Below are 19,757 nucleotides of genomic sequence, written 5' to 3'. Positions count from 1 at the left end.
GAGGTCTCGCGCGACGAACTGGCGGCGATCCGCCGGGCGGCGGACGCGGCGCCGGGACCGTCCTCGGCGCTCGCCGCCGCCGTCACCACGGTCGCCGTGCAGGTGCTGTCGCAGCGCAAGCTCGCCTGGGGCATTCTGGCCGAGCCTGTTGATGTCGATGTCTCGGTGTCGCGCCTTGCCAGCCGCCGCGAAATCTCCGGTGAGATTGCCGCCCGCATCGATGCCGCGGTGCGCGCCGGTCATCTGCCGGCGCAGGATACGGCGCTCGCTGCCACCGCGCTGCTCGGCGCGCTGCATGAATCGCTGGTTGGTCCGCTGGCGCCCGAGAATCTGGACGATTCCGCGAAGCTGCGCGATGCCGTGCAAACGGTCACGCTGCTGGCGCTGCGCGCCGTCGGCGTCATGGATGCCCGCGCCCGCGGCCTCGTGGTGCAGGCGGTGCTGCCGGCGAAAGCGCTGGTCGGGGCGTAAGACGCTCCTTCTGCCGGCGACATGTCCTTGTCGCAACCATTTGTCAGCTTGCGGCTTATCGACGGTCTAACCCGTGACAGGAGCATGCGATGACGACGACATCAGGGTCCGCCAAATGGCAGGGCGGCATCAAGGACGGCAAGGGCGCGATCTCGACCAAGAGCGGCGCGCTGAACGATTATCCTTACGGCTTCGCCAGCCGCTTCGAGGGCAAGGCGGGCTCCAATCCGGAAGAATTGATCGGCGCGGCGCATGCCGCGTGCTTCACCATGGCGCTGTCGCTGATATTAGGTGAAGCCAAGCTGACCGCCGAGCAGATGGAAACCAGGGCCGACGTCACGCTGGAAAAGCAGGGTGATGGTTTTGCCATCACCTCGGTTCATCTGACGCTGAATGCCAAGATCCCCGGCGCCGACGACGCGACATTCCAGGAGCTGGCCGGCAAGGCCAAGGCCGGTTGCCCGGTGTCGAAGCTGTTCAATACGAAGATCACGCTCGACGCGAAGCTGGTGTAAGTGGCGTTGTCATTCCGGGTTCGATGCTGACGCATCGCCCCGGAATGACGGCGAGAGCATCGCCGTCACTTCTTCGTCTCGCCCTCCGGCTCGACATTGGCGATGCGCACCATGTTGGTGGTGCCGGGGATGCCGAGCGGTACGCCGGCGACGATGATGACGCGCTGGCCGGCCTTGGCGAAGCCGTCGCGGAATGCAATCGAGCCGGCGCGATCGACCATGTCGTCCTGGTCATGAGCGTCTTCGGCCACCACGCAATGCACGCCCCAGACGACCGACAATTTACGGCCCGTCGCAAGATTCGGTGTGATCGCGACCACCGGCGGCTTCGGCCGCTCGCGCGCCACGCGGATGCCGGTTGAGCCCGAAGAAGTCCAGCAGATGATCGCCGACAATTCCAGCGTCTCGGCGATCTGCCGCGCGGCGTCGGCAATGGCGTCACCGACGGTATTCTCAGGCTGCAAGCGCTGCGCGGTGAGAACCGAGCGATAGGTCGGGTCGCGCTCCACCTCTTCGCCGATGCGGTTCATGGTCGAGACCGCTTCGACCGGGAATTTGCCGGCGGCTGACTCCGCCGACAGCATGATGGCGTCGGCGCCCTCGTAGACGGCGGTCGCGACGTCGGAGACTTCCGCGCGCGTCGGCACCGGCGCCTGGATCATCGATTCCAGCATCTGGGTCGCGATCACCACCGGCTTGCCGGCGCGGCGCGCCATCCGTGTCATCTGTTTCTGCAGGCTCGGCACCCGCTCCAGCGGCAGCTCGACGCCGAGGTCGCCGCGCGCCACCATCAGCGCGTCGGACGCATCGATGATCTCGGCGAGACGGTCGATCGCCTGCGGCTTTTCGATCTTGGCCATCACGGCGGCGCGGCCGCGGATCATGCGCTTGGCTTCGTGGACGTCCTCGGCGCGCTGCACGAAGGAGAGCGCGATCCAGTCGACCCCGGTCACCAGCGCAGCCTCGAGATCGGCGCGGTCCTTCGGCGTCATCGCCGACACCGGCAGGTCGGTATCGGGCAGGCTGACGCCCTTGCGATCCGACATCTTGCCGCCGATCACCACGCGCGTCACCGCGCGTTCGGGCGAGGTTTCCTCGGCGATCAGGCGCACCTTGCCGTCGTCGAGCAGCAGCGCATGGCCCGGCCGAAGCGCGGCGAGAATTTCCGGATGCGGCAACTGCACGCGGTTGTTGTCGCCCGGCGCCTTGTCGGAATCGAGCACGAAGCTTTGGCCGTTCTTGAGCTGGGTAGAACCTTCGGCGAAGGCGCCGAGGCGCAGCTTCGGTCCCTGCAAATCGACGAGAATACCGATCGGGCGGCCGTAGCTCGATTCGACATTGCGGATGGTCGTGACCAACTCGCGCATCTTGTCATGCGGCGTGTGGCTCATGTTGATGCGGAACAGGTCCGCGCCCGCCTCGAACAGCTTCCGGATCATCGCGCTGTCTGATGATGCCGGGCCGAGGGTCGCGAGGATCTTGATGCGACGAAGCCGTCTCATTGCTTGGGCGCCGGGGCTGGTGGCAGACCCGGTCCGCCCGGCTGGCTGGGCAGGCCGGGAACCCCGCCGGGACCGCCCGGTCCCATCGTGCCTGGAATGCCCGGCACGCGCTGCGCGGGCTGCTCGTTGGCTTCGGTCAATTGCACTGTCCACGCTCGCTGTTCGCCTGTGTCGACCTCGAAGAACCCGGTGCGGTCATAGCCGCGCGCCAGGCAATTCTCGGTACCCTTGATGGTGAATTCCTTGTCTCGCGAACACATGAAGGCCTGTCCCGACCATTCGCCGCCGCGGTCATAGTCGAGCGCGTAGATGTAATAGTAACGCGCGACAAGTGTTCCGCGCAGCAGCGTCTCGCAACTGCGCGATGATACGTTCCACCAGCCTTCGGTGGTCCAGCCTTCGGCATCCTTGTAGCCCAGCGCGATGCCGACACGGCTGGAAGTATTGTTGCAGAGCCGGAAATCGGCCGCCGCGGGGCTGCTCCACAGGCACGTCGCCGCCAATGCAAGCACCGGCGCCAGGGCCACGGTCATGCGAGCGGAGAGGGGAGGCAAGCAGCGGGAATCTTTTGCGGTCATGCAGGGAAGCTATATCAAATCATTGAAGATTTCGCGTGACCCGGCGGGACCTGTCAACGGATGGGGAACACCTTTCCCGCGCTACGGGAAACCGGCAGTCCCCGGAGGTTGCCAATTTTGCGCGCAGATGTGGCAGAATCTGTGACAATTCCCACCTGATATCGGTACGCTCGGCACATCTGACGCGGGAGCCAAGGCCATGACGATCGACGACAAAACCAGAACGGAACTGGAAGCCGCGGTTTTCCGGCGCCTGGTCAGCCACCTGCGCGGCCGCACCGACGTCCAGAACATCGATTTGATGAATCTGGCCGGCTTCTGCCGCAACTGCCTGTCCAACTGGATGAAGGAAGAGGCCGACGCCAAGGGTATAGCCGTCAGCAAGGACGAGAGCCGCGAGGCGGTCTACGGCATGCCTTATGAGGAATGGAAGGCGAAATATCAGGGCACGGCCACGCCCGAGCAGTTGGCGGCGATGAAGAAGGTGCATCCCGGGCACTGAGGCATTGGGCGCTTCGTAGCCCGGATGAGCGCAGCGATGTCGGGGACGGTGTCGACTGTCCCGGATGTCGCTGCGCTCATCCGGGCTACCTTCTGACCTTCCTGTGGGCGCGCTGTGGATGAGCGCGATGCTGCCTTGACGCAAGGCCCCCCGATCTTGAGGGTCATCTGCGCAAAAGCGCCGCGCGGTAATGCGTGCGGCGCTTGATTTTTCACCTTCACCATTCAGTTCCATTCAGGAGTACCCGATGGCCACCTCCGCCGCCGCCGTCCAGGACGAGCCCGCGACACGATTCGCCAAAGACCAGCTCAAGGCCATCATCGAGCGCATCGAGCGTCTGGAAGAGGAAAAGAAGACGATCTCCGACGACATCCGCGACGTCTATGCCGAAGCCAAGGGCAACGGCTACGACACCAAGGCGCTGCGCACCATCGTGCGGATGCGTAAGCAGGACGCCAACGAGCGCGCCGAGCAGGAAACCATTCTGGAAACCTACATGCAGGCGCTCGGGATGCTGTGAGGCGATAGCCGCGCTCTCACCTATCGTCGTCCCGGACAAGCCAACGGGTCGCGCGAATGCGCGCCCGATGACAGGCTCCGCGCGATCCGGGACCCATAACCACCGACGTTCAGGTTGCGCGAAGCTGGGGCCGCAGCGGCTCCCAACACGCGCATTTGTGGTTATGGGTCCCCGCGTTCGCAGGGACGACACCGAGTTTGTGGAGACGGTGAACCTTACCGCAGCGCGGCGGTGCGCATCACGAACGACTGCGTTGGCAGTTGCGTGGTCGCTGATCCCGAGAAACGGTCGCAGGTCATGCCCATCATCGGATCTTCCGAGAAGGTCATGGCGACCGCGGCCTTCGGCTTGACGAAGTGGGCGCGCATCTGGGTCATCTCGGTATCGCCGAGCACCGTCGTCGACATCGCGGTGCTCGCGCTCGGCGCCAGCATCACGACCCGCATCCAGATATCGTTGCCCTTCGCAGCGGCGAGGCGGGTGGAGGTGGCGACCACGTTGTCCTGACCCTGGGCGCCCTGCGGTCCCTTGGCGACCACGGTATTGATTTCGGTCGATGCTGCAGCGGCGCTGCGTATCGGACGCACGCTGCTGCGCGGCACCGGCGCGGAGGCCGCGACGATGTTGGCGCGGTCGACCGGCGAAGCAGCGGCCGGCGCATAGGCCATCGCCCTGTTGAAGGTCTCGCTGACGCTGGCGGTCGGTTGCGGATCGGTGGCCGTTGCGGCGGCGAGGGCCTGGCGGGCGCGGAGGGCTGCGACTTGCGCGGGAGTGGCCTGATTCGCCGCCTTCGGCACGTCGTCCCAGAACCCGCGGGAATTGATGATATCGGCCGGCGTCTGCGGCTTCGGTTCGCCGGTATCGGCGGAAACCGGCGCGGCCTTATTCGCCTCCGGCTTGGACTCCGTCCTGGCCCTGGGCGCGCCAACGATCTGCGCGTCAGCCGCCGCGAGCTGGATGGTTGCGCCGGCCGGCTTGGAACGTGGGGTCGGGACGGGATCGGCGGACTTCACAGCAGCCACACTGGCCGGTGCGGGCTTCTCGTTCTTGACGGGAGCGTTTGCGCCCTCGTCATCTTCCTCAGTGGCCTTGCCACCCCGGAACAGCGCCGCGAACAGGTTCGGCATCTTCCCGGCGCCTGCGTTGTCGCCATTGCCGCGTCGCTCGATATCGGCGCGGGCCAGCTCATAGCCCTTCATCGGACCGCTGGAAGACTGGTGGACAGTGCGCCCATCCGGGAAGACCTTGGCGAGCTGATCGTGGGTCATGCGCGGCCAGTGGCGGACGCTGCCGGTGTCGAGGTGGACGAACGGCGATCCCGATGTCGGGTAGAAGCCGACGCCGCCACGCTGCAGGCGGAGCCCGGCGGCGCGAACCTGCTCAAGCGGCACGCCGGGAATGAAGAAGTCCATCGCATGGCCGAGCATGTGCTGGCTGTGGCGGGCCACGCCGGAAGAGCGGCGGCGGAGCATGGCGTTGGTGGCGGGGGAGCGGTAGGCGGAGATGATCTGGATCGGCTGCTTGCCGTCGACGTCGCGGTAAACTTCCCAGAGGATGTCGAACAGGTGCCGATCCATCGTGGTGGAGTCTTGGTTGCGCCAGTCGCGCAGGAAATGATTGAGCTTTTTCAGCGCGTCTTCGTCGTAGCGGCCGTCGCGCTTGAAGGTGACGGTGAGGTCTTCGCCGGAATGGGTGTGGTGGAAGGAGAGGGTGCGGGTCTCGTTCCGCGCGGTCGCGTCATGCACCGTGCCGGCGCCCGCCAGGAGCAACAGCGACGTCAGGCCGATCCGATATCCGGCCTTCGAAGACAGCGGATTGAATTGGCGCGCGAAACCAGCCAGCACGTATGAGCCCACCCAGTCGACGAGCGTTCACGGTTTTCTTTTGCAGACCCCCGGCAAAAGACGGTGAACGCTTTCTTAAAGCAGGAGGGTTAAACCGAGGTTTACCGACCTGCCCCCAAGCAAGCTTTAACCTAACGCGTTGACTGTGGCGAAAAAGTGCCGGGTGCCCGATACGGCAGGGATAATGGTTAACGTAAACAACCTCTCCGGGGAGGAGAGGTTGTTGATTTCATTAAGAAATTTTATGCGTAGACCGTAGTCCTCCGGATTAGCGGGTGAACCGCTGCTGCGGCCGCCGGCCGACCGGCGCCGGCGGCGTCGCGGGCGACGGACCGCCGAACAGGCGCTCGAAGAACGAGGGGCCGGAGGAAAAGGTGTTGTCGCTGGCAAAGTTGACACCGGCCGGCAGGCTCGAGCCGGATGGGCGCGAATAGCTCGGCTGGGCATGGGAGACCATGACCTCGAGATCCTTGTTGCGGCTGTTCTTGAGCAGGGCGATCATCGTCGCGTCGCGGCCGTAGATGTCCTTGCGGAATTGCAGCTTGCCGGCGTCATCCACGAACGCGGTCTGGTAGGTGATGTTGACCGGAATCGGCGTCGGGAATTTCAGGTCGATCTCGCTGCGGCCGTACATGCTGCGAATTCGCTCCGGCGTGTAGCGCTCGTTCGGCATGGTGATGTTGAGCAGCGTCGCGGCGTACTGGTCGGGATTCTGCACCCGCATGCAGCCATGGCTGAACGCACGCTCTTCCTTGGCGAACAGGTGCTTGTCCGGGGTGTCGTGCTGATAGACCAGGAACTTGTTCGGGAAGTTGAAGCGGACACGGCCGAGCGCATTGGCCTCGCCCGGCGGCTGCGAAATGTGGATGCTGCCGTCGCGGTTACGCTCCAGCCGCAGGCCCATGCGCTGCAGCACCGTCGGGTCCTGCTGCAGGGCAGGCAGGTATTCGTTGTAGATGATCGACGGCGGCACGTTCCAGGTCGGGTTGACGGTGATGAACTTCATCGTCTCCGTCAGCATCGGCGTCGCATGTTTTCCCGGCTTTCCGGTCACCACGCGGGTGGTCCAGACCTGTCCGCCGTTCTGCATCACCTTGAGCGTGAAGTCGGGCACGTTGAGAATGACATAGGCATTGCCCAGCGAGGCCGCGCCGAGCTGGCGGGGCAGCCAGCGCAAGCGCTCCATATTGACGAGGACGGTGTCGATGTGCCGGTCGCGCTTCGGGCTGTTGATGGCCTTCACGGTGCGGTCGTCGAGCACGCCGGTCGGCTTGAGATCGACGCTCTCCTGGAATTTGCGCACGGCGGCTGCGACCTTGGCGTCGTAGCGGGTATCGTCGGGGTGCTCGAGGCCGAGCTTGGCGCGCAGTTGCGGCACGCGGGAATCGTCCGGCACCACTTCAGCCTGCTTCTTGGTGGCGGCCTTGAACGCCAGCGCCGGACCTTCGGCGATATAGATCATCGGGCCGTCGCCCTGGCCGCGCAGCTCGGCGAGCTTGGCCTTCAGATCCTTGTAGAGCTTGTGCGGCGGGTTGTAGCCATCGAGCGCTGCGGACGCGTCCTTGGCGGTCGAGATGTTGGCGAGCACTTCAGCCGGGTCGGTCGGGTGCTCGGGATAAAGGATGTCGCCAGAGGTCTGCGACCAGTGCATCCGGCCGCTCTGCGCCTGGCGCGCATAGTCGAGCATGCTCGCGGTAAGCTTCAGCTCGGCTTCAGCGAGCTGGTCCGGCGAACCGGCGGCGGCGAAATCCGGCACCGGGTAGTCGGCCTGATTGAGGCCCTCGGCGGCAGCATCCTTCAGCCGGGCGATCACGCCCTTAGCGCCATCGGTCAGCTTGCCGGCTTGCGTCCATTGCGGCGCGTAGTCACGCGCGGCGTAGAATTTCTCGACGGCAGCGCGCTCGTTCTTGCGGTCGAAATAGCGCAGCGATTTGGCGCCGATCATGTCGCGCAGCCTGTCGGCAACCGGCTGGTCGGCCGGTGCGACGGTGCTGACCTTCACCGGTTCCTTGGCGGGCTCGGCTGCAGGTGCAGTGGCTGTTGCAGCCGGAGGCGTCGTGGTTGCGGTGGTGTCGCTTGCCGCAGGAGCGGTGACGGTCTCGGCCGGCTTCGGCTCGGGCGCCTTTGCGGCGGCACCGGGATCGGCCGGCTTGTCGATGGCCTTGTTGTCGATGGCCTTGGCCGGGTCCGGAGCCGACGCGGTGGAGTCCATCTTGAAATCGCCGATGGTCGGAGGCGGAACGTTGGCAGGCTCGGGTCGGGGGACTGCTGCGTCGATCGCGAGCTCGGCGGCGCTGGCACGCGGCGTCGTCGATTGCGCCGCCAGTGCTGAGGTCGCGGACACCGTGAGGAAGGTTGCCGCGACGGCCATCAGCACGCGGTCAAATCCTGCACGATTCGTCGAACAGTCACGCATCGTCACACCCCCTTGGGCGAAACTGCCCCGGCATGGAACAGTCGTTGGTATCGTCATAGCTTGCGCGGGAAGCGCCGGCTTCGATTGGTTCTCGTACGCCTGCACGCATTTGATTCAAACGCAGACGATACATGTGCCCCACTCATGCAGCCAGCGCCATGCGGGACTACTCACGACAAACTGACCTCAAAAAACTACCCGTTGCACTTCGGGTCGCGCATTTTTGCCACGCGCCCCGCCCTTTGTCTGTCACCGGCAAGCCACGGTTCAAAAGCTTCCGAACGAGCGATGTCGTTGGTTTGCCACGATCTTTGCCACGCGGGCGCCATAATCGCCGGGCGGGTGTTTTCTCAGCCGGCGTCCTGCGCGCCGCCTTCGGCCGGGTCGTCGGCGGCGGCCTCATCGAGTTTGCGGTAGAGCGTGGAGCGGCCGATCTTGAGCCGTCGCGCGACCTCCGACATCTGGCCGCGATAATGCGAGATTGCGAAACGGATGATCTCGTTCTCCATGTCTTCCAGCGGCCGCACCTCGCCGGTTGAAGTCAGCATCGCGAGGCTGCCGGCCGTGGCGAGCGGAGCAATGGGTATGTCGCTACCCGACACCAGGGACGGTGCCGCCGACGGCGCGACGACCAGGGGTTCGCTGTGCGCGAACTGGCCGTCCGCAACGGCGTGGCCGACAGTCTGCGGGAAATCGGACAGGCCGAGCTGGTCGCTCTCGCTCATGACGACGGCGCGATAGACGGTGTTCTCGAGCTGGCGGATGTTGCCGGGCCAATCGAGCTGGGCGAGATGGGCCACGGCCTCGCCGCTGATGCCGGTGATGGTGCGGTTTTCCTCGGCGGCAAAGCGCGCCAGAAAATGCCGCAACAGATGCGGGATGTCTTCGCGCCGCATCCGCAGCGGCGGGATCGTCAGCGGCAGCACGTGCAGGCGGTAGAACAGGTCCTCGCGGAATGCACCGCTCTTCACGAGGTCGAGCAGCTTGCGGTTGGTCGCGGAAACGATGCGGACGTCGACCTTCACCGGCTTGCGGCCGCCGACCGCCTCGACGGTTCCCTCCTGCAGCGCGCGCAGCAGTTTCACTTGCGCCGCCAGCGGCAGCTCGCCAACTTCGTCGAGAAACAGCGTGCCGCCGGAAGCTTCGACGAACTTGCCCATATGGCGCTCGGTGGCGCCGGTGAAAGCGCCCTTCTCGTGGCCGAACAGGATCGATTCCACGAGATTGTCGGGGATCGCGCCGCAATTGACCGCGACGAAGGGTTTCGATTTGCGCTCGCCGGAACCATGGATGGCGCGGGCGAACAATTCCTTGCCGACGCCGGATTCGCCCTCGATCAGCACCGGAATGCCCGAGGCCGCGGCCTTCTGCGCGGTGCGCAGCACGGCTGCCATGGTTTCGCTGCGGGTGATGATGTCGGCAAAGGTCAGCCGGCCTTCGCGACTATGGCGGATGCGCTGCAATTCGCCCTTGAGGGCTGAGGTGTTGAGCGCGTTGCGCAGCGACACCTGAAGCCGTTCGAAGCTGGCCGGCTTGACCACGAAATCCTGCGCGCCGGCGCGCATGGCCGAAACCACGTTGTCGATGCCGCCATGGGCGGTCTGCACGATGACGGGGATGCTCAGGCCTGCATCACGCATTTTTGCGAGTACGCCGAGCCCGTCGAGGCCGGGCATCACCAAATCGAGCACGACCGCGTCGATTGCCTGCGCATCCGGGGCGGTCAGCGCGGCCACGGCCGCATCGCCACTGTCGACGACGAGGGCCTCATAGCCGCACTTCTGCACCATGTTTTCAACCAAACGGCGCTGCACGGCGTCGTCATCGGCAATCAAAATGGTGGCAGCCATGGCTCTCCCCCCGCACGCTACATAATGTATCGAATCGGGGCACTTTCGCCGATGCCGATTAACGCCCTCTTAATCGTTGAAGAACGGCGATGTTGTGGAGGGCCTAGAGGCTGAGGTGCGGCCACACCTCGATGGCGCCGCGATAGCACATGTCGAAGGCCACATAGAGGATGATGGCGAGGCCGACATAGGCGATCCAGCGGTGCTTTTCCAGAAGCCGCGCGATGAAGTTGGCGGCCAATCCCATCAGGGCGATGGAAAGCGCCAACCCGAATATCAGAATCATCGGATGCTCGCGCGCGGCGCCCGCGACGGCGAGCACGTTGTCGAGCGACATCGAAACGTCCGCGATCGTGATCTGCCACACGGCCTGGCCAAGCGTCTTTTGATGACGCGCGCCGGCTGACGCATCGATCGCGCTTGCGGCCGAGAGACTCTGCATTTTGGGTTCGTGATGATGCGCCGTGCGCAGCTCGCGCCACATCTTCCAGCACACCCACAGCAGGAGAACGCCGCCGGCGAGCAACAGTCCGATGATCTGCAGGAGCTGGACCGTGACGGAGGCGAAGCCGATGCGCAGGATCGTTGCGGCCGCGATGCCGATCAGGATTGCCTTCTTGCGCTGCCCTTCGGGCAGGCCTGCGGCTGCCAGGCCGATGACGATCGCATTGTCGCCGGCGAGCACCAGGTCGATCATCACGACCTGGAAAAACGCTGTCAGGGCTTGTGAGGAGACTAGTTCGAGCATCCGGGCCACTCCGTTTTAAGGTCCAATCCGACATCGCAGTTCGCTTGAACTGCCAGAGGGGCCCGGGCTTGGACGTGCGTAGAAAGATGCGCAGTCAGACGGCGCAAAAGGCGTTTCCGTTATTCAGGTTGATCCGAGAACGCGAAGAGCCTGACCATCTGGTCCGGCTCAATCAGGACTGAGAGCACGATGCCGATAAACGTCAGGCTTCCGGCGAGGTCGAACCACATGATGCGGAATCGATCGCGCCGGCAGAGCAGCGCGAAGCCGGCCGTCAATGCGGCAACCGCAAAGAGCAGGGTGACGATGGCGGGCGCGAGCGCGTCCGCCGGCACCACGGTCCGGATCCCCACGGCCGCAACCATCGCCACGATCAGGATGCCGGCAAATAGCTCCTTCCCGCGCGCCATCGGGGGCTGGGAGGGCGTCTCAACAATCTGACTGCGGTCTAAGAAAGCCATCTGATTCTTATTCGCGGACCAAGATTGTGGTAGGGAACATGACCTACCCGGGCATTCAATTCAGATAGTTTAGTAATCATGAAACGAGTAAAACATCAAGAAGTTTTCGCTGAACGGCCGGCCGGCAAGGCTGTGCCGGAAGCAAAGCAATTGCGGAAACTGGCTGGGGACTGGCTCAAGCAGCGACGGGCGGATGCTGAATTGTCGCAGGCGGATCTCGCTGCACGCCTTGGCTTGAAGTATTACACTTTCATCTCACAGGTGGAGAACGGCTTCAGCCGTGTTCCAACCGAAATCATGGGGGCATGGGCGAACGAATTGGGTATTGAACAAGCAGCCTTCGCGAAGCATCTGTTAATGTACTACGAGCCGGAATTGCACCGGCTGCTGTTCGGAGCGGAAAGCAAATGACCGTCGTTGCGTTCGAGCGCAAACATGACACCGGCGAGTGGAGCGAAAGGGAACTCGGCACCATCCTTGCGGCACTAAGCGCCGCGACTGCGCCGGGGACCGGACGCGAATGGGAAACCGGCACGACGGAAAAGGGCGACGTCCAATTTTATCTGCTGAGCCCGCTGCCGGATCAGGCTTGCGAATTGTGCGTTTCTCGAATCGGCGGTCGCTACATCCTGGAAGACGGACTGGGCCGGCTGCTGTTCGAACATCGAAACCTCGATCTTGTTGCGCTGCACGCCAAGGCCGCCGTCCCGTCGACGTCGTGGCTCATGGTCCGTGCAATCACATTGTGGTGTGCGGTTCGCAGCGCGTTCCACGAAAAGGCCGAGCCGTGGCTCGTCGAAGGCGAAGAACTGTTCGTCCAGTTCGTCCCACAGCTCGCGGCTTTCGCCTGACCTCCTGCCCATTTCCTGATCACCTTCCAATTTTGAAAGTGTCATGAGCGCAAAATCTGCGACATCCCGAGCTGTCAAAACGTCCCGCAAGCCTGCCAAGGGCAGCAGCGCAAGTGCAGCCAAACCAAAAACCGGCAAATTGCCGGAATGGAATTTGGCCGATCTCTATTCCGGCATCGACGCACCCGAAATCGCGCGCGATCTGCAGAAGATGGATGCGGATTGCGCGGCGTTCGAGGCGGACTACAAAGGCAGGCTGGCGGAAGGCGTCGCCCGGGACGACGGCGGAAGCTGGCTCGCCGCAGCCGTCAGGCGCTACGAGGCGATCGACGATCTTGCCGGCCGGCTCGGCTCCTATGCCGGCCTCGTCCATGCCGGCGACAGCGTCGATCCCGCGATCTCCAAGTTTTACGGCGACGTCTCCGAGCGGCTGACGGCAGCCTCGCTGCATTTGCTGTTCTTCGCGCTTGAACTCAACCGCGTCGACGATGCCGCGATCGAGCGCGCGATGCAGACGCCGGAGCTCGGGCATTACCGTCCCTGGATCGAGGATCTGCGCAAGGACAAGCCGTATCAGCTCGAGGATCGCGTCGAGCAATTGTTTCATGAAAAATCCCAGAGCGGCTATGCCGCCTGGAACCGGCTGTTCGACCAGACCATCTCCGGCCTGCGCTTCAAGGTCGGGGCCAAGGAGCTCGCGATCGAGCCGACGCTCAGTCTGTTGCAGGACCGCGCGCCGGAAAAGCGCAAGGCTGCGGGCCAGGCGCTGGCCAAGACCTTCAAGGACAATGAGCGCACCTTTGCGCTCATCACCAACACGCTCGCCAAGGACAAGGAAATTTCCGATCGCTGGCGTGGCTTCAAGGACGTTGTGGATTCGCGTCATCTCAATAACCGCGTCGAGCGCGACGTCGTCGATGCCCTGGTCGCTTCGGTGCGCGCGGCGTATCCACGGCTGTCGCACCGCTATTACAATCTGAAAGCCGGCTGGTTCAAAAAGAAGAAGCTTGCGCATTGGGACCGCAACGCGCCGCTGCCGTTCGCGGCGACCGGCACCATCGCATGGCCCGAGGCGCAGCAGATGGTGCTGACGGCATATAGTGGCTTCTCGGCCGAGATGGCCGCGATCGCCGAACGCTTCTTCACCGATCGCTGGATCGATGCGCCGGTGCGGCCGGGCAAGGCGCCGGGCGCGTTCTCGCACCCGACCACGCCCTCGGCGCACCCCTATGTGCTGATGAACTACCAGGGCAAGCCGCGCGACGTGATGACGCTGGCGCATGAGCTGGGCCATGGCGTGCACCAGGTGCTGGCCGCCAAAAATGGAGCGCTGATGGCGCCGACGCCGCTGACGCTGGCCGAGACCGCGAGCGTGTTCGGCGAGATGCTGACCTTCAAGCGGCTGTTGTCGCAGACCAGGAATGTCAAGCAGCGCCAGGCGCTACTGGCCGGCAAGGTCGAGGACATGATCAACACCGTGGTGCGGCAGATCGCGTTCTATTCGTTCGAGCGCGCTGTGCACACCGAGCGCAAGGACGGCGAACTGACCGCCGAACGCATCGGCCAGATCTGGCTCAGCGTGCAAGGCGAAAGCCTCGGGCCGGCCATCGACATCCGTCCCGGCTACGAAAACTTCTGGATGTACATTCCGCACTTCATCCATTCGCCGTTCTACGTCTACGCCTATGCGTTCGGCGATTGCCTGGTGAACTCGCTCTACGCGGTCTACGAGAACGCCGCCGAAGGCTTTGCCGAGCGCTATCTCGCCATGCTCGCGGCCGGCGGCACCAAGCACTATTCCGAACTGCTGAAGCCGTTCGGGCTCGATGCCAGAGATCCCAAATTCTGGGATGGCGGGCTGTCCGTGATCGCGGGCATGATCGACGAACTCGAAACGATGGGCTGACGGGTTCGCCCGCGGGCACGAAACGCATTTGTGATGGGCGCGGACACAATTTCAGCCGCCGTCGCCCGTCATGATGGTGGCGACACGAGGGGAGGGCCCCATGATCGACACCCCGACGCGGCGCACGGTGCTTGGAGCGGGCGTCTTCGCGGCCGGCTCGCTGCTCTCGATCGACGCAGGTGTTGCTCAGGCCCCGCTCGCCCCCACGCCCGCGTGCCATGACGGTGATGCCGCAACGCTGGCGCAGACCGAAGGGCCGTATTTCAAGCCGTCGTCGCCCGAGCGCGTCGAACTGTTTGAGGAAGGCATGGCCGGGCAGCCGATCGAACTGGTCGGCTTCGTTCTTACCCGCGCCTGCAAACCGCTCGCCGGGGCCTTGCTCGATTTCTGGCAGGCCGACGACAAGGGCCGCTACGACAATTCCGGTTTCCGCCTGCGCGGCCATCAGTTCACCGACGCGGAAGGGCGCTACCGGTTGCGCAGCGTCGTGCCTGGCGTCTACCCCGGCCGCACGCGCCACATCCATGTGAAGGTGCAGCCGCACGGCGGCCGTGTGCTGACCACCCAGCTCTATTTCCCCGGCGAGCAACAGAACCGTTCCGACGGCCTGTTTCGCAAGGAATTGCTGGTGCGCACCGCCAAGAACGCGGGATGGCTGGCTGGGCGTTTCGATTTCGTGGTGGGGTAGGCCGCTTCCGAAGACATTCCAAGCCGGCTTGGCGTAAAACATTTGTTGAACCGAGGCGGGAAGCGTGTTATACATATTGTATAACGGAGCTGCCGCCATGACCAAAACCCCTCGCGGAATGGAAGAAGCCTCTCGCGAATACAAGCTGGAGGACACCGCCCTTCAAATCCGGAAGATTGGCAATTCGGTCGGTGTGATCCTGCCGAAGGAGCTTCTTGCGCGGCTCAATCTCAAGGAGGGGGACAAGTTCTATCCGGTCGAGCAACCGGATGGCAGCCTGCGGCTTTCGCCGTTCAACCCCAAGCATGCGCGGACCATGGAAATAGCCCGCCAGGTCATGCACGAATACCGCGATACGTTTGCAGCGCTGGCAAAATGAGCGAGCCTATCTGGCTCGATGTCGATGAAGTCATCGACATGCATGCCGAGCAACTGGCGATATTCGGTGGACCGGAAGGTATTCGGGATCACGGCCTTCTTGAGTCTGCGGTATTGCGGCCGGTCAACCAATGGAGTTACGGGCAGACCGATATGGCCGCGCTCGCCGCAGCCTATGCTTTCGGTCTTGCCCGCAACCATGCCTTTGTGGACGGCAACAAGCGGATCGCGTTCCACGCCATGATGGTCTTCTTGCGCGTCAACGACATACCCTTTGCGCCTGATCCGGCGCACGCCACGGCCATCATCCTCTCCCTCGCCGCCGGCGAGGTCAGCGAGGAAAGCCTCACCCGCTGGATCCGGGATAATTGGCCTTCCGAATGACCCGATAGGCCGGGGGCCGTTGCCCTCCCAAACGCTTTGCGGTAATTGCACGCGAGAAACACGGATTTTGACTGGGGATACCGATGGCAGACCATAGCGAAGTGGCCTACACGACGGCTGACGGCAACGACTACGTGGCCCATGAGCAGACCTATGAAGGTTTCATCATGCTGGTCAAATACGGCACCATCAGCGTCGTGATCATCGTTGCCCTGATGGGCTACTTCCTGACCTGACGCATCGCTGCCTGCCCCGCCCACGCCGGCGGCGGCCATAAAATTGCACGCGATCCGGTTGCGAAACCGGTATCCAACTAAGCGAAAAAGACGCTAGTTTGCTTGCGTGCGCGCTTGGCGCGCCGCCGGGAGGGCTCATGAAGATTGCCGTTGCCAAGGAAATCGATCCGTCCGAACCGCGGGTGGCCGCTTCCCCCGACACCGTCAAGAAATTCAAGGCGCTCGGCGCCGAAGTCGCGATCGAGCCGGGCGCGGGCATCAAGTCGGGCCTGCCGGATTCCGAATTCACCGCGGTTGGAGCCACGGTCAGTGCGGACGCGCTGAAGGACGCCGACATCATCATCAAGGTGAAGCGGCCCGAGGCCTCGGAACTCGCGCAATACAAGCGCGGCGCGCTGGTGATCGCGATCATGGACCCGTACGGCAATGAGGCGGCGCTGAAGACGATCGCGGATGCCGGCGTCGCGGCGTTTGCGATGGAATTGATGCCGCGCATCACCCGTGCACAGGTGATGGACGTGCTGTCGAGCCAGGCGAACCTCGCCGGCTATCGCGCGGTGATCGAGGCGGCCGAGTCCTTTGGCCGCGCGTTCCCGATGATGATGACCGCGGCCGGCACCGTTCCGGCGGCGAAAGTGTTTGTAATGGGCGTCGGCGTTGCCGGCCTGCAGGCGATTGCGACCGCGCGCCGTCTCGGCGCCGTCGTCACCGCGACCGACGTGCGGCCGGCCACGAAAGAGCAGGTCGAATCGCTCGGCGCCAAGTTCCTAGCGGTCGAGGACGAAGAGTTCAAGAACGCCCAGACCGCCGGCGGCTACGCCAAGGAAATGTCGAAAGAGTATCAGGCCAAGCAGGCCGCGCTCACCGCCGAGCACGTCAAGAAGCAGGACATCGTCATTACGACGGCGTTGATCCCGGGCCGACCGGCGCCAAAACTCGTCAGCGCCGAGATGGTGAAGTCGATGAAGCCGGGCTCGGTGCTGGTCGATCTCGCCGTCGAGCGCGGCGGCAATGTCGAGGGTGCGAAGGCGGGCGAAGTCGTCGACGTCGACGGTATCAAGATCGTCGGCTACACCAATGTCGCCGGCCGCGTCGCACAGTCGGCCTCCAGCCTTTATGCCCGCAACCTGTTCTCGTTCATCGAGACCATGGTCGACAAACCGAACAAGGCGCTCGCGGTCAATTGGGACGACGAACTGGTGAAGGCCACCGCGCTGACCAAGGACGGCGCCGTCGTCCATCCGAACTTCCAGCCGAAAGCCTGAGGAGAGAAGCCATGGATCACATCGCCCAAGCCGTCGATCCCTTCGTATTCCGGCTGTCGATTTTCGTTCTCGCCGTCTTCGTCGGCTATTTCGTGGTCTGGTCGGTGACACCTGCGCTGCACACGCCGCTGATGTCGGTGACGAACGCGATCTCCTCGGTGATCGTGGTCGGCGCGCTGCTCGCGGTCGGCGTTCCCATGATATCGAGCGGCAGCGGCTGGGCGCGCGGTTTCGGCTTCGTCGCGCTGATCTTCGCCTGCATCAATATCTTCGGCGGCTTCCTTGTCACCCAGCGCATGCTGGCGATGTACAAGAAGAAGGCCAAGTGATCGGCATGCACCTCGGGGTGTCGAAGGCAAATGGGGACCTGAGATGAGCGCCAATCTTTCTGCACTGTTGTATCTCGTGGCGGGTGTGCTGTTCATCCTGTCGCTGCGCGGGCTGTCGAGCCCGGCATCGTCCCGCCAGGGCAACCTGTTCGGCATGATCGGCATGGCGATCGCCGTCGGCACCACGCTGGCGAGCCATCCTCCGGCGGACGCCGTGGCCTGGGTGCTGGTCATCCTCGGCATCGCCATCGGCGGCGCAATCGGTGCGGTCATCGCGCGGCAGGTGCCGATGACCTCGATGCCGGAACTGGTCGCGGCTTTCCACTCGCTGGTCGGCATGGCCGCGGTGCTGGTCGCCGCCGGCGCCTTCTATGCGCCCGAAGCCTTCGACATTGGCAAGCCCGGCGCGATTCACGCATCCAGCCTGGTTGAAATGTCGCTCGGCGTCGCCATCGGCGCGCTGACCTTCACCGGTTCGGTGATTGCGTTCCTGAAGCTTTCCGCGCGCATGAGCGGTGCGCCGATCATTCTGCCCGGCCGCCACATCATCAACATCGCGCTGGCGCTCGCGCTGGTGTTCTTCATTTTCGGCCTGGTCCGGTCCGGCAGCGCGATCGACTTCTGGCTGATCACCATCATCGCCCTGGTGCTCGGCGTGCTCATGATCATTCCGATCGGCGGCGCCGACATGCCGGTCGTGATCTCGATGCTGAACTCCTATTCGGGATGGGCCGCGGCCGGCATCGGCTTCACGCTCGGCAATTCCGCGCTGATCATCACCGGCGCGCTGGTCGGCTCGTCGGGCGCGATCCTGTCCTACATCATGTGCCACGCGATGAACCGTTCCTTCATCTCGGTCATCCTCGGCGGTTTCGGCGGCGAGACGGCGGCGGCGGGCGGCGGCACCGGCGAACAGAAGCCGGCCAAGCTGGGCTCGGCCGACGATGCCGCCTTCATCATGAAGAACGCCTCCAAGGTCATCATCGTGCCCGGCTACGGCATGGCGGTGGCGCAGGCCCAGCACGCGCTGCGCGAAATGGCCGACCTCCTGAAAAAGGAAGGCGTCGAGGTGAAGTACGCCATTCACCCGGTCGCCGGCCGCATGCCCGGTCACATGAACGTGCTGCTCGCCGAAGCCAACGTGCCCTATGACGAGGTGTTCGAGCTCGAGGACATCAACTCCGAATTCGCCCAGGCCGACATCGCCTTCGTGATCGGCGCCAATGACGTCACCAACCCGGCCGCCGAGGAAGACAAGACCTCGCCGATCTACGGCATGCCGGTGCTGCAGGTCTGGAAGGCCGGCACCGTGATGTTCATCAAGCGTTCGCTGGCATCGGGCTATGCCGGCATCGACAACCCGCTGTTCTATCGCGACAACACCATGATGCTCCTTGGTGACGCCAAGAAGGTCACCGAGAATATCGTCAAGGGGATGTAACGCGATCGAAGGAAATTCATGACCGCGCTGAAATGGCTGCTGATTATCGTTTCGGCGGGTTATGTCTCTGTTCTGCTTGCGCTGTTCTTTGCACAGCGCACCGTCCTGTATCCCGCTCCGACGAGCGCGCGCACGGCGCCCGCGACGGCGGGCTTTCCCGAAGCCGAGGAACATGTCCTGGCCACGGCTGACGGTGAGAGGGTCATCGTCTGGCACGTTCCGGCGAGGCCCGGTCGTCCGGTCGTCCTCTACTTCCACGGCAATGGCGATTATCTCGCCGGTTTCTTCGGCCGTTTTCGGGGCCTGATCGCCGACGGGACCGGAATCGTCGCGCTGTCCTATCGCGGCTACGCCGGCTCCAGCGGACAACCGAGCGAGCAGGGATTGCTGCTGGATGCCGCGGTCGCCTATGCCTTCACGGCAAAGCGATACAGCACGGACAGGATCGTTGCGTGGGGATTTTCCCTCGGCACCGGCGTCGCCGTCACGGTGGCGGCCGAACAGCCGGTCGGAAAGTTGATCCTGGAGGCCCCTTATACGTCCATCGTGGACGTCGCCGCCTCGGCGTTCTGGTTTGCGCCGGTACGGCTATTGATCCGTGACCGGTTCCACTCCGACCAGCGCATCCCCCGGGTCAGGGTTCCACTGCTCGTGATGCATGGCGCGCTCGATCCCACGATACCCGTGGTGTTTGGCGAGCGGCTGTTCGCGCTGGCGAACGAGCCGAAACGGTTCGTCCGCCTTGCCCGCGGCGGTCATAACGATCTGGACAATTTCGGCGCAATTGAAATCGCGCGGAATTTCATCAACCTTGCGAAGGGCTCGTCGATGCAGGGACGGCTTCCGTCCCCGAACCGGTTGGGAACTTGACT

22 protein-coding genes are annotated in these 19,757 nt (G+C 63.9%); 15 read left to right on the top strand and 7 right to left on the bottom strand.

The window, feature by feature from the left end; translation table 11 throughout:
- Positions 1-471: hypothetical protein (locus tag CQ12_RS27875; protein ID WP_057838497.1), on the top strand; the 471-nt coding region annotated here is incomplete at its 5' end.
- 89 nt (positions 472-560) lie between these two features.
- A complete protein-coding gene (locus CQ12_RS27870) occupies positions 561-986 on the top strand; it encodes an OsmC family protein (RefSeq protein WP_057838496.1) in 426 nt (141 codons plus the stop codon).
- Positions 987-1,051: 65 nt separating this feature from the next.
- On the opposite strand, the gene pyk is transcribed toward CQ12_RS27870, so the two are convergent.
- Positions 1,052-2,488 (bottom strand): pyruvate kinase, encoded by a 1,437-nt coding sequence (gene pyk / locus CQ12_RS27865; protein WP_057838495.1) that lies wholly within the window; start codon positions 2,486-2,488, stop codon positions 1,052-1,054.
- Positions 2,485-3,021, bottom strand: a complete 537-nt coding sequence (locus CQ12_RS27860) for a DUF1036 domain-containing protein (RefSeq protein WP_157088539.1) — start codon at positions 3,019-3,021, stop codon at positions 2,485-2,487. The genes pyk and CQ12_RS27860 overlap by 4 nt, the downstream gene beginning before the upstream one ends.
- Before the next feature lie 244 nt (positions 3,022-3,265).
- Between CQ12_RS27860 and CQ12_RS27855 the strand changes: the two genes are divergently transcribed.
- Together CQ12_RS27855 and CQ12_RS27850 are read left to right on the top strand one after the other, a co-directional pair.
- Positions 3,266-3,568: a DUF1244 domain-containing protein gene (locus CQ12_RS27855; RefSeq protein ID WP_057838493.1), complete on the top strand. Its 303-nt coding sequence runs from the start codon at positions 3,266-3,268 to the stop codon at positions 3,566-3,568.
- A 247-nt stretch (positions 3,569-3,815) separates the two neighbouring features.
- Entirely contained in the window at positions 3,816-4,088 is a 273-nt protein-coding gene (locus CQ12_RS27850) for a DUF2312 domain-containing protein (RefSeq protein WP_057838492.1), read from the top strand.
- A gap of 215 nt (positions 4,089-4,303) precedes the next feature.
- Here CQ12_RS27850 and mepK read toward each other — a convergent pair whose 3' ends face one another.
- The 5 genes from mepK to CQ12_RS27825 all read right to left on the bottom strand — a co-directional run bounded on the left by mepK (position 4,304) and on the right by CQ12_RS27825 (position 11,356).
- Entirely contained in the window at positions 4,304-5,932 is a 1,629-nt protein-coding gene (mepK, locus tag CQ12_RS27845) for a peptidoglycan L,D-endopeptidase MepK (protein WP_430642283.1), read from the bottom strand.
- A gap of 268 nt (positions 5,933-6,200) precedes the next feature.
- The gene (locus CQ12_RS27840) at positions 6,201-8,348 is read right to left on the bottom strand and encodes a L,D-transpeptidase family protein (protein WP_057838490.1); all 2,148 of its coding nucleotides are present in this window, start codon (positions 8,346-8,348) and stop codon (positions 6,201-6,203) included.
- Positions 8,349-8,698: 350 nt separating this feature from the next.
- On the bottom strand, positions 8,699-10,198 hold the full coding sequence (locus tag CQ12_RS27835) for a sigma-54-dependent transcriptional regulator (RefSeq protein WP_057838489.1): 1,500 nt from the start codon (positions 10,196-10,198) through the stop codon (positions 8,699-8,701).
- 103 nt (positions 10,199-10,301) lie between these two features.
- Positions 10,302-10,946 (bottom strand): TerC family protein, encoded by a 645-nt coding sequence (locus CQ12_RS27830; protein WP_057838488.1) that lies wholly within the window; start codon positions 10,944-10,946, stop codon positions 10,302-10,304.
- Positions 10,947-11,065: 119 nt separating this feature from the next.
- A complete protein-coding gene (locus CQ12_RS27825; RefSeq protein WP_057838487.1) occupies positions 11,066-11,356 on the bottom strand; it encodes a hypothetical protein in 291 nt (96 codons plus the stop codon).
- Between the two features lie 129 nt (positions 11,357-11,485).
- On the opposite strand from CQ12_RS27825, the gene CQ12_RS27820 reads away from it, so the two are divergent.
- From CQ12_RS27820 to CQ12_RS27770, 11 genes are all read left to right on the top strand, one after another.
- Positions 11,486-11,818: a helix-turn-helix domain-containing protein gene (locus CQ12_RS27820; protein WP_057838486.1), complete on the top strand. Its 333-nt coding sequence runs from the start codon at positions 11,486-11,488 to the stop codon at positions 11,816-11,818.
- Positions 11,815-12,258 carry a hypothetical protein gene (locus CQ12_RS27815; RefSeq protein WP_057838485.1) on the top strand — a complete coding sequence of 148 codons (444 nt, stop codon included), beginning with the start codon at positions 11,815-11,817 and terminating at the stop codon, positions 12,256-12,258. The genes CQ12_RS27820 and CQ12_RS27815 overlap by 4 nt, the downstream gene beginning before the upstream one ends.
- Positions 12,259-12,301: 43 nt before the next feature.
- Positions 12,302-14,164 carry a M3 family oligoendopeptidase gene (locus CQ12_RS27810; RefSeq protein WP_057838484.1) on the top strand — a complete coding sequence of 621 codons (1,863 nt, stop codon included), beginning with the start codon at positions 12,302-12,304 and terminating at the stop codon, positions 14,162-14,164.
- 100 nt (positions 14,165-14,264) lie between these two features.
- The gene (locus CQ12_RS27805) at positions 14,265-14,852 is read left to right on the top strand and encodes a dioxygenase family protein (protein ID WP_057838502.1); all 588 of its coding nucleotides are present in this window, start codon (positions 14,265-14,267) and stop codon (positions 14,850-14,852) included.
- A gap of 118 nt (positions 14,853-14,970) precedes the next feature.
- Entirely contained in the window at positions 14,971-15,231 is a 261-nt protein-coding gene (locus tag CQ12_RS27800; protein WP_057838483.1) for an AbrB/MazE/SpoVT family DNA-binding domain-containing protein, read from the top strand.
- The gene (locus CQ12_RS27795) at positions 15,228-15,614 is read left to right on the top strand and encodes a type II toxin-antitoxin system death-on-curing family toxin (RefSeq protein WP_057838482.1); all 387 of its coding nucleotides are present in this window, start codon (positions 15,228-15,230) and stop codon (positions 15,612-15,614) included. The genes CQ12_RS27800 and CQ12_RS27795 overlap by 4 nt, the downstream gene beginning before the upstream one ends.
- 83 nt (positions 15,615-15,697) lie before the next feature.
- Positions 15,698-15,850 (top strand): aa3-type cytochrome c oxidase subunit IV, encoded by a 153-nt coding sequence (locus CQ12_RS27790; RefSeq protein WP_057838481.1) that lies wholly within the window; start codon positions 15,698-15,700, stop codon positions 15,848-15,850.
- A gap of 137 nt (positions 15,851-15,987) precedes the next feature.
- Positions 15,988-17,115, top strand: a complete 1,128-nt coding sequence (locus CQ12_RS27785; RefSeq protein ID WP_057838480.1) for a Re/Si-specific NAD(P)(+) transhydrogenase subunit alpha — start codon at positions 15,988-15,990, stop codon at positions 17,113-17,115.
- A gap of 11 nt (positions 17,116-17,126) precedes the next feature.
- Entirely contained in the window at positions 17,127-17,444 is a 318-nt protein-coding gene (locus CQ12_RS27780; RefSeq protein WP_057838479.1) for a proton-translocating transhydrogenase family protein, read from the top strand.
- Positions 17,445-17,487: 43 nt separating this feature from the next.
- Complete coding sequence (locus CQ12_RS27775; RefSeq protein WP_057838478.1) at positions 17,488-18,885, top strand: NAD(P)(+) transhydrogenase (Re/Si-specific) subunit beta; 1,398 nt, start codon at positions 17,488-17,490, stop codon at positions 18,883-18,885.
- An 18-nt stretch (positions 18,886-18,903) separates the two neighbouring features.
- A complete protein-coding gene (locus CQ12_RS27770) occupies positions 18,904-19,755 on the top strand; it encodes an alpha/beta hydrolase (RefSeq protein WP_057838477.1) in 852 nt (283 codons plus the stop codon).
- Positions 19,756-19,757: the final 2 nt, after the last annotated feature.

Origin of the sequence: Bradyrhizobium jicamae (assembly GCF_001440395.1) — a bacterium.
GTDB classification, from domain to species: domain Bacteria; phylum Pseudomonadota; class Alphaproteobacteria; order Rhizobiales; family Xanthobacteraceae; genus Bradyrhizobium; species Bradyrhizobium jicamae.
The sequence above is the reverse complement of the archived record's forward strand: the minus strand, read 5'-3'. Positions and strand labels throughout refer to the sequence as shown.

Excerpts from the sequence above, each read along its gene's own strand:
- CQ12_RS27830 (WP_057838488.1), bottom strand. The coding sequence starts at position 10,946 with ATGCTCGAACTAGTCTCCTCACAAGCCCTGACAGCGTTTTTCCAGGTC.
- CQ12_RS27775 (WP_057838478.1), top strand. The coding sequence starts at position 17,488 with ATGAGCGCCAATCTTTCTGCACTGTTGTATCTCGTGGCGGGTGTGCTG.
- CQ12_RS27870 (WP_057838496.1), top strand. The coding sequence starts at position 561 with ATGACGACGACATCAGGGTCCGCCAAATGGCAGGGCGGCATCAAGGAC.
- CQ12_RS27850 (WP_057838492.1), top strand. The coding sequence starts at position 3,816 with ATGGCCACCTCCGCCGCCGCCGTCCAGGACGAGCCCGCGACACGATTC.
- CQ12_RS27815 (WP_057838485.1), top strand. The coding sequence starts at position 11,815 with ATGACCGTCGTTGCGTTCGAGCGCAAACATGACACCGGCGAGTGGAGC.
- CQ12_RS27855 (WP_057838493.1), top strand. The coding sequence starts at position 3,266 with ATGACGATCGACGACAAAACCAGAACGGAACTGGAAGCCGCGGTTTTC.
- CQ12_RS27795 (WP_057838482.1), top strand. The coding sequence starts at position 15,228 with ATGAGCGAGCCTATCTGGCTCGATGTCGATGAAGTCATCGACATGCAT.
- CQ12_RS27785 (WP_057838480.1), top strand. The coding sequence starts at position 15,988 with ATGAAGATTGCCGTTGCCAAGGAAATCGATCCGTCCGAACCGCGGGTG.
- CQ12_RS27835 (WP_057838489.1), bottom strand. The coding sequence starts at position 10,198 with ATGGCTGCCACCATTTTGATTGCCGATGACGACGCCGTGCAGCGCCGT.
- CQ12_RS27780 (WP_057838479.1), top strand. The coding sequence starts at position 17,127 with ATGGATCACATCGCCCAAGCCGTCGATCCCTTCGTATTCCGGCTGTCG.
- CQ12_RS27820 (WP_057838486.1), top strand. The coding sequence starts at position 11,486 with ATGAAACGAGTAAAACATCAAGAAGTTTTCGCTGAACGGCCGGCCGGC.
- CQ12_RS27805 (WP_057838502.1), top strand. The coding sequence starts at position 14,265 with ATGATCGACACCCCGACGCGGCGCACGGTGCTTGGAGCGGGCGTCTTC.
- CQ12_RS27810 (WP_057838484.1), top strand. The coding sequence starts at position 12,302 with ATGAGCGCAAAATCTGCGACATCCCGAGCTGTCAAAACGTCCCGCAAG.
- pyk (WP_057838495.1), bottom strand. The coding sequence starts at position 2,488 with ATGAGACGGCTTCGTCGCATCAAGATCCTCGCGACCCTCGGCCCGGCA.
- CQ12_RS27825 (WP_057838487.1), bottom strand. The coding sequence starts at position 11,356 with ATGGCGCGCGGGAAGGAGCTATTTGCCGGCATCCTGATCGTGGCGATG.
- CQ12_RS27770 (WP_057838477.1), top strand. The coding sequence starts at position 18,904 with ATGACCGCGCTGAAATGGCTGCTGATTATCGTTTCGGCGGGTTATGTC.
- CQ12_RS27800 (WP_057838483.1), top strand. The coding sequence starts at position 14,971 with ATGGAAGAAGCCTCTCGCGAATACAAGCTGGAGGACACCGCCCTTCAA.
- CQ12_RS27790 (WP_057838481.1), top strand. The coding sequence starts at position 15,698 with ATGGCAGACCATAGCGAAGTGGCCTACACGACGGCTGACGGCAACGAC.
- CQ12_RS27840 (WP_057838490.1), bottom strand. The coding sequence starts at position 8,348 with ATGCGTGACTGTTCGACGAATCGTGCAGGATTTGACCGCGTGCTGATG.
- CQ12_RS27860 (WP_157088539.1), bottom strand. The coding sequence starts at position 3,021 with ATGACCGTGGCCCTGGCGCCGGTGCTTGCATTGGCGGCGACGTGCCTG.